We start from the raw sequence: 15,320 nt of genomic DNA, 5'->3' as shown, positions 1-15,320 counted from the left end.
GGCAGATTCAGCCTCGCCGGCGATTGAGTGGGGGTCCCCCCGGACGGAGCCTGGGGGAGGGTCCGGGCAGAGCCCGGGGCCCGGCGGAGCCGGGTTCCTCGGGGCTCCGCCCCACACCCCGCGCCTCAAACGCCGGCGAGGCTGACTCCGGGGGCGGGGCTGAGGTGGCCCCTGCTTCGAAGACCGCCGTGCCGGGGGCGGCACATCCAGCCCCGCCGGCGTTTGAGGCGTTGCACCGGGAGGGGGCAAGGCCCGACGCCCTGTTACGGGCAGGCGGCCGGCGGCGACTCCGGGGCCTCGTCGGCCAAGAGGCGGACGCGCCAGCCGGAATCCCCGCCGGGGCCGTCGAGGCCGACGTGCAGGACCTTGGTCTGGCCGGTCGCCCCGAACCGCAGCGTCACCACCTGCCGTTCGTCCCCGGGCCCGCAGAACGACGCCGTGACCGGCCCCCCGGCGCCGCGCCGGTACTCCGCCACCCACCGCGTCGCGGCCCGCTCCCGCTCCCCCGCCGAGCTGTCGCTGCTCCCCAGCGCGGCCAGCGCCCCCGCCTCGCCGTCCCCGGTCCGCCAGACGACTTCCTGGACCACCTTCAGCGACCCGGCCGAGGGGTAGCCCTCCACGCGCAGCGGTTCGTGCTTCGCGTAGTCCGCGGAGTACCGCACCCCCGCCCCGGCCTCGGCCCCGGCCTCGGCCGCACACCCCGTCAGCCCGGCGCCGCCGAGCAGGCCGAGCACGGCGAGCACGGCAAGCGGGGCGGGCAGGGCCGCCGCCCGTCTCATACGACGGCCACGCTGACGGTGACGACGTACCGCTCCTCGACCGTTCCGTCAGGGAAGAGCCGGCTCAGCCGGTCCCGTTCGGCGTCCATGAACTCCCGCGTGCCGGCCGCGCCCAGGAGCAGGAACGCCGAGTGGCTGGCATGGTTCGACAGGTGTGCCTCGAGCGGGATGCGCCGAGACCACCGCACCCGGCGGGTGGTGAACGCGAGCTCGGCGGGCACGCTGCGGACGGGGTGCGGGTCCGGGGCCGCGGTCTGGCCGAAGAAGGCGGCGAGGCGGGCGTCCTGCTCGGCGATCCACGGGACGGTGGTGTCCAGGTCGTTCCACCACAGGGCGAGCGCCCCGCCGGGCCGCAGGACGCGCCGGGCCTCGGGGACGGACCGGTCGGGGTCGGTCCAGTGCCAGGCCTGGGCGTAGGTCAGGAAGTCGCACACGGCGTCGGCGAGCGGGAGGCGGTCCCCGTCGCCGCGCACGATCGGGATGTCCGGGTGGGCGCGCCGGAACTCGGCGGCCATGCCGTCGCCGGGTTCGACGGCGAGGACGTCGGCGCCGCGGGCGTGCAGGAGGGCGGTGGCGATGCCGGTGCCGGCGCCGACGTCGGCCACGCGGGATCCGCGGAGCGGGCGGCCGGCGAGTTCCTCGACGGCGTCGAGGAGTTCGCCGGGGTAGCCGGGGCGGTGGGCCGCGTACAGCTGGGCCGCGGCGTCGAAGGAACGGGCGCGAACCGGGTTTCCGGGGGCGGGGCCGGGGGCGGAGGTCATGCGGCCATTCTTCGCGATCTTCCGCCCGCCTGACCAGCCCGTTCCCCCGGACCGGATCCGTCTGCCGCTGCGCGGAGCCCGTCCCCGCCCCGCCCTTTCTCCGTATCCCGGAGCTCCGCCCCGGACCCGACCCGCCTCAAACGCCGGCGGGGCTGGATCGCCCGGCTGCGGTCTCCGCCCCGGACCCCGTTCCGTGCGCTCCGCGCCCGGTGCGCTCAAACGCCGCGCGGGCTGGAATTGCCCCCGCGCGCGCTGGACGTGCCGCTGCGCTGCAATGCCAGCCCCACCGGCACCATCCAGCCCCGCCGGACTACCCAGCGCCGCCGGCACCACCCAGCCCCGCCGGACTACCCAGCCCCGCCGGCACCACCCAGCCCCGCCGGACTACCCAGCCCCGCCGGCACCACCCAGCCCCGCCGGACTACCCAGCGCCGCCGGCACCATCCAGCCCCGCCGGCGTTTGAGGCGCGGGGCCGGGGCGGAGCCCCGATCTTTGAGCCCCGCCGGCGATTGAGGCGCAGGGCCTGGGGCGGAGCCCCGGCAACCCGGCCCCACCGACAGCAGACCTCCCCCCGGGACACCGGCGATACCGAAGTGCGCTCCCCCCGACGCCGGCGACGGAGGCCCGCCACATCCAGCCCCGCCGGCGATTGAGGCGCGGGGCCCGGGGGCGGAGCCCCGGGGAGTCGGCTTCGCCGGGCAGTGGCTCTCGCCGCGGCCTCGGGGAACTCGGGGCGGGGGCCGCGCGGGCTCGCGTACCCTCGGGCCATGACGGGCGGCGACGGCGACGGCAGCGGCAACGGCAGTGCGATCGATCTGCGCAAGGTCGAGCGGACGGCGCCGGCGCTGGTGGACCTCTACAAGAGCGCCGGCGCCTCCCTGCGCCGCCACGGGCTGCACGGCGGCCGGGCCGCCGTGTACCTGGTCCTGGACCGCTCCGGGTCGATGCGCCCGTACTACCGCGACGGCACGGTGCAGGCCTTCGCCGACCGCGTACTCGGCCTCTCCGCGCACCTGGACGACGACGGCCGCGTCCCGGTGGTGTTCTTCTCCACCGACGTCGACGCCGTCGAGGAGATCTCCCTCGCCGGCCACGAAGGCCGCGTCGCGGAGATCGCCTCCCGCCTCGGCCACATGGGCAAGACCTCGTACCACGCCGCGATGGACGCGGTCATCGACCACTACCTGGACTCCGGCACGGCGAAACCCGCCCTCGTCGTCTTCCAGACGGACGGCGGCCCGCTCAGCCGTCCCGCCGCGGAGCGGTACCTGTGCAAGGCGGCCCGGCTGCCCCTCTTCTGGCAGTTCGTCGGCTTCGGCGACACCCGCAGCAACCAGTTCGACTTCCTGCGCCGGCTCGACGAACTGCCCGTGCCGCAGTCCCGGGTGGTGGACAACGCCGGCTACTTCCACGCCGGCCCGGACCCGCGGACCGTGCTCGACCAGGTGCTGTACGACCGCCTGGTCGGGGAGTTCCCGGCCTGGCTGGCGGCGGCGCGGGCGGCGGGCATCGTGCGCGCCTGACCGGCCGCCGCACGCCGCACGCGCTTTGATGGACGTATGACGACGAACAACTGGGCAGCGTTCGAGGAACGGGAACCGGAGTTCGCGGCGGCCGTCCGAGCCCGCTTCGCCGCGTTCCCCCACCACGTCCTCGCCACTCTCCGCAAGGACGGCTCCCCGCGGCTGACCGGCCTGAACGTCGAGTTCCGCGGCGGGGAGCTGTGGCTCGCCATGATGGCGGGCTCGCTCAAGGCCCGGGACCTGCAGCGCGACCCGCGTTTCGCGCTGCACAGCAACCCCGGCCCGGACGACGCGATGGCCGAGGGCGACGTACGGATCTCCGGGCGGGCGATCGAGCTGGTGGACCCGCCCGAGCTGCACCGGTACGCGGAGGAGACGCAGGCCGAGCACCCGTCCCCGTCCCATGTGTTCCACGCGGACCTGACGGAGGTCGTCCACATCGGCATCGACGGCGAGGAGCTCGTGGTCCGCACGTGGACGCCGGAGCGCGGGCTGCACACGTTCCGCCGGGGCAACGACGACGAGCCGCCGCGCGAGGACGAGAGCGGGGACGGGGGCGAGGACGGCGGCAACGCCTAGGAACTGTCCATGGCGACCACGGTTGGACTTCCGTGACGAGCGGGACGATGCAGCCGGTCCCGCGGGTGCCTAGTGCTGTGACCGCAAAGGTTCACCGGGTCACGACGCTCCCCCGGCTACCGCTGGGAGGTGCCCCCAGGCACGGCACCTCGCCGCGTTGTCGGCCCTCGCAAGTACGTCCAGTACGAGCCGAGGCCCTCCGCCTTGCGATGCACCGCACCGGACGCCGCGACCCGGCAAACTTTTCCGGCCACAGCACTAGGGGCGTCTCAGCCCCTGGGCCTGACCTCCGATCCCTCGGCGGGTGCGCCCGGATCCCCGTCCGGGCGCACCCGCCCACGCATGTCCTGGCCCGTGTCGCCCGACTACGCCGAAACCTCGGCGCCTGCGCTGGGGGCGAACCCGCTCCCCTGCTCGGCGAACACGTTGATCGCGGCGCCCAGGAACTCCACCAACCCGGGGTGGTAGGAATCGTGGAACGCCCTCATGGCCTCGTCCTCGGCGTAGAAGAGCGACATGCCGACGTAAGCCTCCCTGGAGGGGGTGTAGAACCGGCAGACGATGTCGAAGTGCCTGCGGACGAGCTCCTGGACCTGCTGGTCCCCGGGCAGGGAGCCGCCGTCCAGGAAAGCCGTGATCTCCCGGTACAGGACGTCCCAGTCCTGGTGGACCCGCTCCCTGTCCACATGTTCCCAGTCGTTGGTCTCGGCAAGGCTCTTCGCCTGCTCCTCGGCCAACGACCGGCGACACTCGTCCTCGTAGCTGTTCCCCACGGCACCGCTTCCCATTGTTGCGTCGCCTCTCCGGTGGACCCGAGAGACCGCCTACATCGACATCGACCGACCATCGGTGATCAACTGCCGGTCCAGGCCGGACGATGACACACAGCCACCGGGACGGCAAACCAATTTCTGGACCCTCCGGCGCTCCGTCCCGGTCAGTCGGCGGCGGAAAGGCGCAGCTCGAACGGCGAGCCGTCGGAGCGGAGCGTCCAGCCGTTCAACTGCGCGGGCCGGGATTCCCGCGGCGAACTCGCGCCGCAGGACGAGCTCGGCCGTCGAGTAGCGGCCGGAGCATGCCATCGGTGATCAGTCGGACAGCTCCTAACCGGGCAGGGTCAGCGGCCACTTCGGGGTGACGGGGAGGCCCGGCACCGCAGGCATCGGGGGCAGCGCGGGGACGGCCGGGTCGGCCGCCGGGCCGGCCGCCGGGCCGGCCGCCGGGCCGGCCGCCGGCTCGGCCGGGTCGACGTCGATCCAGCTGCGGTCGATGGTGAGCGTGACGCCCCCGTACGCGGCCTGGTGGTCCCCCCGGTACTGGTGGGCGCGGCGCCGCCCGGCCCACTGGCGGGTCCCCTCGGGCAGGCCCATGTCGGCGTCGGCGACCGCCGCCCGGCCGTTCCAGGAGGCCGCCCACAGCACGTCCGGCATGGCCTGCGGGGCCTGGTCGTAGTGGAGGCCGAGCGCCCGGGCCCCGGAACCCGCCGGGACGTAGGCGCCGGCGCGGTAGCCCAGCTCGTGCAGCCGGACCGTCCAGGCGGTGAGGTAGGCCACGACCGGCGGGTCCCAGGTCCGGCGGTCGGTGTAGCTCTCCAGGTCGTTGTAGAGCACCGTCCCCTCGGGCAGGCCCAGTGCCCCGGCCGCCTGGGCGGCCCCGTCGGCGGCGGCCCGGCCTTGGTCGTCGGCGGTGGAGGGGTCGGTGGACAGGCCGGTGGTCGAGCTGTGCCAGGGCTGCAGGCCCGCCCAGAGCGGCATCAGGTGCCAGCCCGCCTCGGTCTGCCGCTTCACCCAGCCGGCCGTGAGCTGCGGCTGGGCGCAGGCGCGGGCCCGGCCGCCGATGTAGATGCCGGCGGCGCCGAAGGGGGATGCGGTCCGCCAGGCGTCCATGGCGCTCTGGGTCGGGGCGGTGCAGGTGTCGAAGCCGGTGCCGGTGAAGGACTGCGGGGCGGCGGCGGGCTGCGGTCCGGGGCCGGCGGCCACCGCGGGCTCGGCCGGGGCGGGGGTGGCGTGCCCAGTGCCGCCTGCGGCTGCGGCGGGGGCCGTACGGGCGCGGGCCAGCAGCTCGCGTACGGCGTCGGAGGTGCCCCCGTACGAGACCGTCGCCATCAGCCCGGGGCGCTGCAGGGCGTAGCGGACCTCGTGGCTGTCGCTCTCCGGCAGGGCCGGTACGCCGCCGCCCTCGACCCCGTCGACCCGTACGGTCGGGATGTCGGCGCGCGGCGGGGCTCCGGCGAGGGGCTCCAGGTGGAGGGTGTCGGCGCGGGTGCGGACGGCGCGGCCGGTGCACTCGCGCTGGGTGCCGGCGTGCCCGAGGTAGAGGGTGGGCAGGTCGAGGCGCAGGCAGGCGTCGGGATGCCGGTCGAGGTCGACGACCCTCCACCCGCCGGGGACGGCCAGGCGCAGGCCGCGGTAGTCGACGGTCCGCCCGGAGCCGTCCTCTGCGGAGACCGGCGCGGCGGTCCCCACCAGGACCGCGGCCACCAGAGCACAGGACACGGACAACGACGGCGACGGCAGGGTTCGGGAGGGCATGCGCCCCACTGTTACCAGAGCCGAACCGCCCTCAACTGCACGGTTTCCAACCGCCACGTGGCCCGTACGGCCTGGATCGCCAAGCGGCGGGTCCACCCGCCCCGCCCGCCGGCGGCCGCACCCGCATCACCCGCACGAGCGAACCGGCTCGGGCCCGTCGAGGCACCCGGGACCGATCCGTACGACGGACGGCGTGCCCGCGCACTCCTGCCTCACCGCGGCCCGACGGGCACCAGCTCGCGGAGCACGGTTTCCGGTGCGGTGGCCTGTACGCCGAGCAGGCGCTCGGTGTCGGAGGCGTCCAGGCGCAGCGGGCGGTCGTAGAGGTACGCCATCTCGGGGAGCTCGGCCATCAGCTCGTCGGCGGCGACGGCTGCGGCCAGTTCCTGCGGGGTCATGGTCCGCAGGCGGGGGGCGGGCGCCCCGGCGATCTCGGCCAGGCGGGCCATCAGGTCCCGGGGGGACAGCTCGGAGGTGGAGGGCACGTGCCAGGCCCGACCCCACGTGTCCTCCCGGGCGGCGACCGCGATCAGGGTGCGGGCGACGTCGTCGACGTAGGACCAGGCGTGGGGGGCGTCCAGGGCGACCGGGGCCGCCACCTCCTCGCCGGCGAGGACGGCGGGCACGACCATGAGGGGGAGGAGGCCGACCGCGGTCGCGCCGAGGAAGTCGGAGGCGCGGACTTCGGCGACCCGCACCCTGCCGGCCTCGTGCGCGGCGAGCGCCTCCTGCCAGATGGCGGCGCGGATGCGGCCCTTGTCGGAGACGGGCCGCATGGGAAGCCCGGGCGCAAGCGCGGCGGCAGCGGGTACGTCCCCGTAGCCGTACACGTTGCCGAGTATGACGAGGTCCGTGCCGGCCTTTTCGGCGGCGGCGAGGAGCGAGGCGGCGAGCGGCGGGAAGGCGGTCCGCCAGTGCTGGTAGGCGGGGGCGGCGGCGTTGAAGAGGGTGCGCGCGCCGTCGAGCAGAGCTGCGACGGCCCCGGTGTCGGTGACGTCGGCGGCGACCCGCTCGACGAGCGGGTGCTCGGGCCCGCTGCCGCTGCGGGTGACGATCCGGACCTGCTCCCCGGCGGCGGCGAGCAGACGGGCGGTGGCGGTGCCGATCGCACCGGCGCCGACGATGACATGCAGAGCCATACCGATAACTCCCTTGTGAATTAAAGCAATTCGATCCTCAGGCTCCCAACCCTCGTACGCGACCGCCCCGTACAGTAGTGGCCGGAATGCCAGGACTCCGGAGGTTCGAGCCATGACGACAAATGTGCGGCGGCCTCACCGCGTCGCGGTCATCGCCCTCCCGCCCGTGACCGCCTTCGACCTGTCGATACCGAGCGCGGTCTTCGGCCTGGCAACGCACGTCGACGGCCGGCCCGCGTACGAGGTGACGGTGTGCACCCCGGAGCCGGGGGTGGTGAAGGCGATGGGCGGCATGGACGTGGTGGTGTCGCACGGGCTGGAGGCGGTGGAGCGGGCCGACACGGTGATCGTCACGGGGACGGGCTCGCGCACCGCCCCCGATCCCCGGGCGCTGGAGGCGCTGCGGGCCGCCGCCGCGCGGGGGCTGCGCATCGCCTCCATCTGCACGGGGGCGTTCGTCCTGGCGCAGGCCGGCCTGCTCGACGGACGGAGCGCGACGACGTTCTGGATGATGTCGGAGGAGTTCCGCCGGCTGTTCCCGGAGGTCGACGTACGCCCCGACGTGCTGTTCGTCGAGGACGGCGGGGTGCTGACCTCGGCGGGGATGTCGGCGGGGATCGACCTGTGCCTGCACATGGTGCGCGGCGACCACGGGGCGGCGGTCGCGAACGCCGCGGCCCGGCTGGTGGTGGCTGCGCCGGTACGCCCGGGAGGGCAGGCCCAGTTCATCCAGACCCCGCTGCCGCCCGAGCGCGGGACCTCGCTCGCTGCCACCCGCGCCTGGGCCCTGGCCCGGCTGGACGAGCCGACCACCCTGGCGGAGCTGGCCCGGCACGCCGGCACGAGCGTCCGCACGCTGACCCGCCGCTTCCGCGAGGAGACGGGTCTGAGCCCGCTCCAGTGGCTCCTGCACCAGCGCCTGGACCGCGCCCGGCAGATCCTGGAGACCACGACCCTTCCCATGGACCAGGTGGCGGCCCGAAGCGGCCTGGGCACGGCGGACTCCCTCCGCACCCACCTCCAACGCCACACCGGCCTCACCCCCACCGCCTACCGCACCGCCGCCCGCGTTGTCGGTGCCGGCGCCTAGCGTGGAGCGGAGTCGTGCACGAGCGAGACAAACTCCGGGGGGATCCCATGAGGCACACGTTCCAGGTACGCACAGCAGTCACGGCCGCCGCTGCAGCGGTGGCGGCCATGGCGCTGACCCTGACGGCAGGAGCCGGCCAGGCGGCCGCGCAGGAGGAACTCCTCCCCCACCCGGGCCCCGACGGGCTGATCTGGGTGCCGGAGATGACCGGGTCCAGCGGCTTCGTCTCGGGCGGCCTCGCCCCGTCGCTGGACACGTACACCACGTTCGCCTGCGAGGGCGGCGGCAGCATCACGGTGTCCTTCACCCTCGACGAACACCCGGACCGCAACCCGGCCCCCTTCACGCTGGACTGCCCCGCAGACGGCCCGTCCCGCATCACCGTCCCCCTGGGCACGGGCCTCCACGGCGGCTTCGCCGCCGGAGTCACCACCTCGACCCCGACCCTCCGCTGGGCCGCCACTGTCGTCCAGCCCGAGTAGCCCCACAACGCCACGGCGCCCGTCATCCCTGGTCGGGGACATGACGGGCGCCGTGTCGGAGTTCCGCACGCCGTTGTACGGACCGTATGAGGGGTCCTCCGCACAGGGAGGGGTGGTGCGTCAGCCCCGGGCCCGCCCACCGACGGCCGGAGGCCGGCGCAGCCGGGCGCCGCGACATGAGCCGCTTCGCGGCGCGGCCGGGAGGCCGCCTGCGGCCGAGCGGTGCGGGTCCGGCGTGCGGAATCAGACCGTCAGGGCTCGGTCCGTCGGCTTGACCGGGTACGGGAGGGTGCTGGAGCCCGTGAGGTAGCGGTCCACGCCGCGGGCCGCGGAGCGGCCTTCGGCGATGGCCCACACGATCAGGGACTGGCCGCGGCCCGCGTCGCCGGCGACGAAGACGCCGTCGACGTTGGTCGCGTACGAGGCGTCACGGGCGATGTTGCCCCGCTCGTCCAGGTCCAGGCCGAACTGCTCGACCAGGCCGTTGGACTGGTCGGTGCCGGTGAAGCCCATCGCCAGGGTGACCAGCTGGGCCGGGATGACCCGCTCGGAGCCGGGCTTCTGGACCAGCTTGCCGTCCTCGAAGGCGACCTCGACCAGGTGCAGGGCCTGGACGTTGCCGTCCTCGTCGCCCTCGAAGTGGGTGGTGGAGACGGAGTAGACCCGCTCGCCGCCCTCCTCGTGGGCCGAGGTGACCTTGTACAGCATGGGGAAGGTCGGCCACGGCTGGGTGGCCGTGTTCCGCTCCTCGTTCGGGCGCGGCATGATCTCCAGCTGCGTGACCGAGAGAGCGCCCTGGCGGTGGGCGGTGCCGACGCAGTCCGCGCCGGTGTCGCCGCCGCCGATGACGACCACGTGCTTGCCCTCGGCCGTGATCGGCGGGGCCACGAAGTCGCCCTCCTGGACCTTGTTGGCGAGCGGCAGGTACTCCATCGCGAAGTGGATGCCGTTCAGGTCGCGGCCCGGGACCGGCAGGTCGCGCGAGATCGTGGCGCCGGCCGCGATGACGACCGCGTCGAACCGCTTGCGCAGGTCGCCGGCGGTGATGTCGCGGCCGACCTCGATGCCGGTGCGGAACTTGGTGCCCTCCGCGCGCATCTGCTCGATGCGGCGGTTGATGTGCACCTTCTCCATCTTGAACTCGGGGATGCCGTACCGCAGCAGCCCGCCGATGCGGTCGGCGCGCTCGTACACGACCACGGTGTGGCCGGCCCGGGTCAGCTGCTGGGCCGCGGCGAGGCCCGCCGGGCCGGAACCGATGACGGCGGCGGTCTTGCCGGAGAGGCGCTCGGGGGCCTGCGGGGCGACCCCGCCGTTGTCCCACGCCTTGTCGATGATCGAGACCTCGACGTTCTTGATCGTCACGGCCGGCTGGTTGATGCCGAGCACGCACGCCGACTCGCACGGGGCCGGGCACAGGCGGCCCGTGAACTCCGGGAAGTTGTTCGTGGCGTGGAGCCGCTCCGCGGCCGCGCTCCAGTCCTCGCGGTACGCGTAGTCGTTCCACTCCGGGATCAGGTTCCCGAGCGGGCAGCCGTTGTGGCAGAACGGGATGCCGCAGTCCATGCAGCGGCCGGCCTGCTTGCTGATGATCGGCAGGAGGGAGCCGGGGACGTAGACCTCGTTCCAGTCCTTGAGGCGCTCGGCCACGGGACGGGAGCAGGCGGTCTCGCGCGGGGTGGTGAGGAAGCCCTTCGGGTCAGCCATGGGTCGCCGCCTCCATCATCTTCTCGGTGGTCTCGGACTCGGAGAGTCCGGCCCGCTCAGCGGCGTCCTTGGCGGCGAGCACTGCCTTGTACGTGGTGGGGATGATCTTGCTGAAGCGGTCCACCGAGACGGACCAGTCAGCCAGGAGCTTCGCGGCCACGGTCGAGCCGGTCTCCTCCTCGTGGCGGCGCACCACATCGTGCAGCCACTGCTTGTCGTCGTCCGAGAGGGCCTCGACGGCCTCCAGGTTGCCGACGTTGACGTTGTCCCGGTCGAGGTCGACGACGTACGCGACGCCGCCGGACATGCCCGCCGCGAAGTTACGGCCGGTCTCGCCGAGGACGACGGCCGTGCCGCCGGTCATGTACTCGCAGCCGTGGTCGCCCACGCCCTCCGAGACGACCAGGGCGCCGGAGTTGCGGACGCAGAAGCGTTCGCCGGTGCGGCCGCGCAGGAACATCTCGCCGCCGGTGGCGCCGTAGCCGATGGTGTTGCCGGCGATGGTGGAGTACTCGGCGAGGTGGTCGGCGCCGCGGTCCGGGCGGACCACGACCCGGCCGCCGGAGAGGCCCTTGCCGACGTAGTCGTTGGCGTCGCCCTCCAGGCGGAGGGTGACGCCCTTCGGCAGGAAGGCGCCGAAGGACTGGCCGGCGCTGCCGGTGAAGGTCAGGTCGATGGTGTTGTCGGGCAGGCCCGCACCGCCGAACTTCTTGGTGACCTCGTGGCCGAGCATGGTGCCGACCGTGCGGTTGATGTTGCGGATGGCGACCTGGGCGCGGACGGGCCGCGCCTCCTCGGCGCTCGCCGCGCCGAGGGCCTCGGCGGCGAGCTCGATCAGCTCGTTGTCCAGGGCCTTCTGCAGGCCGTGGTCCTGCTCGATCACCTGGTGGCGCACGGCGCCCTCCGGCAGGTCCGGCACGTGGAAGAGGGGCTCGAGGTCGAGGCCCTGGGCCTTCCAGTGGGTGACGGCCGCGCTGGTGTCGAGGAGCTCGGCGTGGCCGACGGCCTCCTCGATGGAGCGGAAGCCCAGCTCGGCGAGGAGCTCGCGGACCTCCTCCGCGATGAACTCGAAGAAGTTCACCACGAACTCGGCCTTGCCGGAGAAGCGCTCGCGCAGGACCGGGTTCTGGGTGGCGATGCCGACCGGGCAGGTGTCCAGGTGGCAGACGCGCATCATGACGCAGCCGGAGACGACGAGCGGCGCGGTCGCGAAACCGAACTCCTCGGCGCCGAGCAGCGCGGCGATGACCACGTCGCGGCCGGTCTTGAGCTGGCCGTCGGTCTGGACGACGATGCGGTCGCGCAGCCCGTTGAGCAGCAGGGTCTGCTGGGTCTCGGCGAGGCCGAGCTCCCAGGGGCCGCCCGCGTGCTTGAGCGAGGTGAGCGGGGAGGCGCCCGTACCGCCGTCGTGGCCGGAGATCAGGACGACGTCCGCGTGGGCCTTGGACACACCGGCCGCGACCGTTCCGACGCCGACCTCGGACACGAGCTTCACGTGGATGCGCGCGGCCGGGTTGGCGTTCTTGAGGTCGTGGATCAGCTGGGCCAGGTCCTCGATGGAGTAGATGTCGTGGTGCGGCGGCGGGGAGATCAGGCCCACGCCCGGGGTGGAGTGCCGGGTCTTGGCGACCCACGGGTAGACCTTGTGGCCGGGCAGCTGGCCGCCCTCGCCGGGCTTGGCGCCCTGGGCCATCTTGATCTGGATGTCGTCCGCGTTGACCAGGTACTCGGAGGTGACGCCGAAGCGGCCGGAGGCGACCTGCTTGATCGACGAGCGGCGCGCCGGGTCGTAGAGGCGGTCCGGGTCCTCGCCGCCCTCACCGGTGTTGGACTTGCCGCCCAGCTGGTTCATGGCGATGGCGAGGGTCTCGTGCGCCTCCTTGGAGATGGAGCCGTACGACATGGCGCCGGTGGAGAAGCGCTTGACGATCTCGGAGACCGGCTCGACCTCGTCCACGGAGATCGCCGGGCGGTCGGACTTGAAGCCGAACAGGCCGCGGAGCGTCATCAGGCGCTCGGACTGCTCGTTCACCCGGTCGGTGTACTTCTTGAAGATGTCGTACCGGCGGTTGCGGGTGGCGTGCTGGAGGCGGAAGACCGTCTCCGGGTCGAACAGGTGCGGCTCGCCCTCGCGGCGCCACTGGTACTCGCCGCCGATCTCCAGCGCGCGGTGCGCCGGGGCGATGCCGGAGGCCGGGTAGGCCTTGGCGTGGCGGGCGGCGACCTCCTTGGCGATGACGTCCAGGCCGGCGCCGCCGATCTTGGTGGCGGTGCCCTGGAAGTACGTCTCGACGAACTCCTCGTCGAGGCCGATGGCCTCGAAGACCTGGGCGCCGCGGTAGGAGGCGACGGTGGAGATGCCCATCTTGGACATGACCTTCAGGACGCCCTTGCCGAGGGCGTAGATCAGGTTCTTGATGGCCTTCTCGGGCTCGATGCCCTCGATGAACGTGCCGTCGCGCAGCAGGTCCTCGACGGACTCCATGGCGAGGTAGGGGTTGACGGCGGCGGCGCCGTAGCCGATGAGCAGGGCGACGTGGTGGACCTCGCGGACGTCGCCGGCCTCGACCAGCAGGCCCACCTGGGTGCGCTGCTTGGTGGCGATGAGGTGGTGGTGCACGGCGGCGGTGAGCAGCAGCGAGGGGATCGGCGCGTGCTCGGCGTCCGAGTGGCGGTCCGACAGGACGATCAGGCGGGCGCCGGCCTCGATGGCGGCGTCGGCCTCGGTGCGGATCTCGGCGAGCCGGGTGGCCAGTGCCTCGGCGCCGCCGGAGACCCGGTACAGGCCCGAGAGGGTGGCGGCCTTCATGCCGGGCATGTCGCCGTCGGCGTTGATGTGGATGAGCTTGGCCAGCTCGTCGTTGTCGATCACCGGGAAGGGGAGCGTGACGCTGCGGCAGGACGCGGCGGTGGGCTCCAGCAGGTTGCCCTGCGGGCCGAGGGAGGACAGCAGCGAGGTGACGAGCTCCTCGCGGATGGCGTCCAGCGGCGGGTTGGTGACCTGGGCGAAGAGCTGGGTGAAGTAGTCGAAGAGCAGGCGCGGGCGCTCGGACAGGGCCGCGATCGGCGAGTCGGTGCCCATGGAGCCGATCGGCTCGGCACCGCTGCGGGCCATCGGGGCGAGCAGGACGCGCAGCTCTTCCTCGGTGTAGCCGAAGGTCTGCTGGCGGCGGGTGACCGAGGCGTGGGTGTGCACGATGTGCTCGCGCTCGGGCAGGTCCGTCAGCTCGATCTCGCCGGACTCGAGCCATTCCGCGTACGGGGCGGCGGCGGCGAGCTCGGCCTTGATCTCGTCGTCCTCGATGATCCGCTTCTGGGCGGTGTCGACGAGGAACATCTTCCCGGGCTGCAGGCGGCCCTTGCGGACGACCTTGGCGGGGTCGATGTCGAGGACGCCGACCTCGGAGGAGAGCACGACGAGGCCGTCGTCGGTGACCCAGTAGCGGCCGGGGCGCAGGCCGTTGCGGTCGAGGACCGCGCCGACCTGGGTGCCGTCGGTGAAGGTGACGCAGGCCGGGCCGTCCCAGGGCTCCATCATCGTGGAGTGGTACTGGTAGAAGGCGCGGCGGGCCGGGTCCATGGAGGTGTGGTTCTCCCACGCCTCCGGGATCATCATCAGCACCGAGTGGGGCAGCGAGCGGCCGCCGAGGTGCAGGAGCTCCAGGACCTCGTCGAAGGAGGCCGAGTCGGAGGCGTCCGGGGTGCAGATGGGGAAGATCCGGTCCAGGGCGCCGGCGCCGAAGGCGTCGGTGACCAGCTGGGACTCGCGGGCGCGCATCCAGGCGCGGTTGCCCTTGACCGTGTTGATCTCGCCGTTGTGGGCGACGAAGCGGTACGGGTGCGCCAGCGGCCAGGAGGGGAAGGTGTTGGTGGAGAACCGCGAGTGGACCAGGGCGAGCGCCGAGGCGAAGCGGCGGTCGGAGAGGTCCGGGAAGAAGGGCTCGAGCTGGCCGGTGGTCAGCATGCCCTTGTAGACGATGGTGCGGGCGGACAGCGACGGGAAGTAGACCCCGGCCTCGCGCTCGGCGCGCTTGCGCAGGACGAACGCCTTGCGGTCGAGGGCGATGCCCTCGGCGGCGCCGTCGGCGTCGGCGACGAAGAGCTGCGAGAAGGCGGGCATGGTGGTGCGGGCGCCGTTGCCGAGCAGGTCCGGGGTGACCGGGACCTCGCGCCAGCCGAGGACGGTCAGGTCCTCCTCGGCGGCGAGGGCCTCGATCTGCTCCACGGCGACGGCCTGTGCGGTGCCGTCGGCGGGGAGGAAGGCGATGCCGACGGCGTACGCGCCGGCCGCGGGGAGCTCGAACCCGGCGACCTCGCGCAGGAACGCGTCCGGGACCTGGGACAGGATGCCGGCGCCGTCGCCGGAGTCGGGCTCGGAGCCGGTGGCGCCTCGGTGCTCGAGGTTCCGCAGTACGGTCAGCGCCTGCTCGACGAGGGTGTGGGTCGCCTCGCCGGTGAGGTTCGCCACGAATCCGACGCCACAGGCGTCCTTCTCGTTGCGCGGGTCGTACAGGCCCTGCTGGGCGGGGCGACCGTCCATGGGCGACCAGGCGGTGGTGCTCGGGCCGGTCGCGGAGTGCGTGGATGCGGAACGCATCGGCTCTCCCGTCGTCGTCGTGGCATTGGAGCAAGCCGAGGGACGACGTTGGCCCTCTGCGAAATTTCGTGCAGGTTACATGATGACCGCTATCCCGCGAACCGGATATTGCCGTTTCAGCATGCGGACAC

Annotated in this window: 11 protein-coding genes; 4 read left to right on the top strand and 7 right to left on the bottom strand. The window is 73.4% G+C overall.

Annotated features, from left to right (window positions below):
- Positions 1-263: 263 nt before the first annotated feature.
- Positions 264-779 carry a hypothetical protein gene (locus tag ABZ924_RS01015; protein WP_361901948.1) on the bottom strand — a complete coding sequence of 172 codons (516 nt, stop codon included), beginning with the start codon at positions 777-779 and terminating at the stop codon, positions 264-266.
- On the bottom strand, positions 776-1,540 hold the full coding sequence (locus ABZ924_RS01010) for a class I SAM-dependent methyltransferase (RefSeq protein WP_361901945.1): 765 nt from the start codon (positions 1,538-1,540) through the stop codon (positions 776-778). Before ABZ924_RS01010 ends, ABZ924_RS01015 begins: the two co-directional genes overlap by 4 nt.
- A 768-nt stretch (positions 1,541-2,308) precedes the next feature.
- Here ABZ924_RS01010 and ABZ924_RS01005 point away from each other — a divergent pair.
- Together ABZ924_RS01005 and ABZ924_RS01000 are read left to right on the top strand one after the other, a co-directional pair.
- On the top strand, positions 2,309-3,064 hold the full coding sequence (locus ABZ924_RS01005; protein WP_361901942.1) for a VWA domain-containing protein: 756 nt from the start codon (positions 2,309-2,311) through the stop codon (positions 3,062-3,064).
- 36 nt (positions 3,065-3,100) lie between these two features.
- A complete protein-coding gene (locus ABZ924_RS01000) occupies positions 3,101-3,643 on the top strand; it encodes a pyridoxamine 5'-phosphate oxidase family protein (protein WP_361901940.1) in 543 nt (180 codons plus the stop codon).
- A gap of 365 nt (positions 3,644-4,008) precedes the next feature.
- On the opposite strand, the gene ABZ924_RS00995 is transcribed toward ABZ924_RS01000, so the two are convergent.
- The 3 genes from ABZ924_RS00995 to ABZ924_RS00985 all read right to left on the bottom strand — a co-directional run bounded on the left by ABZ924_RS00995 (position 4,009) and on the right by ABZ924_RS00985 (position 7,313).
- Positions 4,009-4,416 (bottom strand): TipAS antibiotic-recognition domain-containing protein, encoded by a 408-nt coding sequence (locus ABZ924_RS00995; protein ID WP_361901937.1) that lies wholly within the window; start codon positions 4,414-4,416, stop codon positions 4,009-4,011.
- Positions 4,417-4,746: 330 nt separating this feature from the next.
- Entirely contained in the window at positions 4,747-6,174 is a 1,428-nt protein-coding gene (locus ABZ924_RS00990) for a DUF1906 domain-containing protein (RefSeq protein WP_361901934.1), read from the bottom strand.
- A gap of 212 nt (positions 6,175-6,386) precedes the next feature.
- Positions 6,387-7,313 (bottom strand): NAD-dependent epimerase/dehydratase family protein, encoded by a 927-nt coding sequence (locus ABZ924_RS00985; RefSeq protein WP_361901931.1) that lies wholly within the window; start codon positions 7,311-7,313, stop codon positions 6,387-6,389.
- A 112-nt stretch (positions 7,314-7,425) separates the two neighbouring features.
- On the opposite strand from ABZ924_RS00985, the gene ABZ924_RS00980 reads away from it, so the two are divergent.
- Together ABZ924_RS00980 and ABZ924_RS00975 are read left to right on the top strand one after the other, a co-directional pair.
- Positions 7,426-8,403, top strand: coding sequence for a helix-turn-helix domain-containing protein (locus tag ABZ924_RS00980; RefSeq protein ID WP_361901928.1), 978 nt, complete (start codon positions 7,426-7,428; stop codon positions 8,401-8,403).
- Positions 8,404-8,450: 47 nt separating this feature from the next.
- On the top strand, positions 8,451-8,885 hold the full coding sequence (locus tag ABZ924_RS00975) for a hypothetical protein (RefSeq protein WP_361901925.1): 435 nt from the start codon (positions 8,451-8,453) through the stop codon (positions 8,883-8,885).
- Positions 8,886-9,128: 243 nt separating this feature from the next.
- On the opposite strand, the gene ABZ924_RS00970 is transcribed toward ABZ924_RS00975, so the two are convergent.
- Positions 9,129-10,592 (bottom strand): glutamate synthase subunit beta, encoded by a 1,464-nt coding sequence (locus ABZ924_RS00970; protein WP_361901922.1) that lies wholly within the window; start codon positions 10,590-10,592, stop codon positions 9,129-9,131.
- A complete protein-coding gene (gltB, locus tag ABZ924_RS00965) occupies positions 10,585-15,132 on the bottom strand; it encodes a glutamate synthase large subunit (protein WP_361902369.1) in 4,548 nt (1,515 codons plus the stop codon). Before gltB ends, ABZ924_RS00970 begins: the two co-directional genes overlap by 8 nt.
- Positions 15,133-15,320: the final 188 nt, after the last annotated feature.

This window comes from Streptomyces sp. NPDC046876 (genome assembly GCF_040645035.1).
GTDB lineage: Bacteria > Actinomycetota > Actinomycetes > Streptomycetales > Streptomycetaceae > Streptomyces.
This window is presented reverse-complemented; position numbering and strand designations above follow the sequence as displayed.

Bases quoted from the DNA above. Each gene is read 5' to 3' on its own strand.
- ABZ924_RS00975 (WP_361901925.1), top strand. From the start codon at position 8,451: ATGAGGCACACGTTCCAGGTACGCACAGCAGTCACGGCCGCCGCTGCA.
- ABZ924_RS00985 (WP_361901931.1), bottom strand. From the start codon at position 7,313: ATGGCTCTGCATGTCATCGTCGGCGCCGGTGCGATCGGCACCGCCACC.
- ABZ924_RS00980 (WP_361901928.1), top strand. From the start codon at position 7,426: ATGACGACAAATGTGCGGCGGCCTCACCGCGTCGCGGTCATCGCCCTC.
- ABZ924_RS01015 (WP_361901948.1), bottom strand. From the start codon at position 779: ATGAGACGGGCGGCGGCCCTGCCCGCCCCGCTTGCCGTGCTCGCCGTG.
- ABZ924_RS01000 (WP_361901940.1), top strand. From the start codon at position 3,101: ATGACGACGAACAACTGGGCAGCGTTCGAGGAACGGGAACCGGAGTTC.
- ABZ924_RS00970 (WP_361901922.1), bottom strand. From the start codon at position 10,592: ATGGCTGACCCGAAGGGCTTCCTCACCACCCCGCGCGAGACCGCCTGC.
- ABZ924_RS01010 (WP_361901945.1), bottom strand. From the start codon at position 1,540: ATGACCTCCGCCCCCGGCCCCGCCCCCGGAAACCCGGTTCGCGCCCGT.
- gltB (WP_361902369.1), bottom strand. From the start codon at position 15,132: ATGGACGGTCGCCCCGCCCAGCAGGGCCTGTACGACCCGCGCAACGAG.
- ABZ924_RS00990 (WP_361901934.1), bottom strand. From the start codon at position 6,174: ATGCCCTCCCGAACCCTGCCGTCGCCGTCGTTGTCCGTGTCCTGTGCT.
- ABZ924_RS01005 (WP_361901942.1), top strand. From the start codon at position 2,309: ATGACGGGCGGCGACGGCGACGGCAGCGGCAACGGCAGTGCGATCGAT.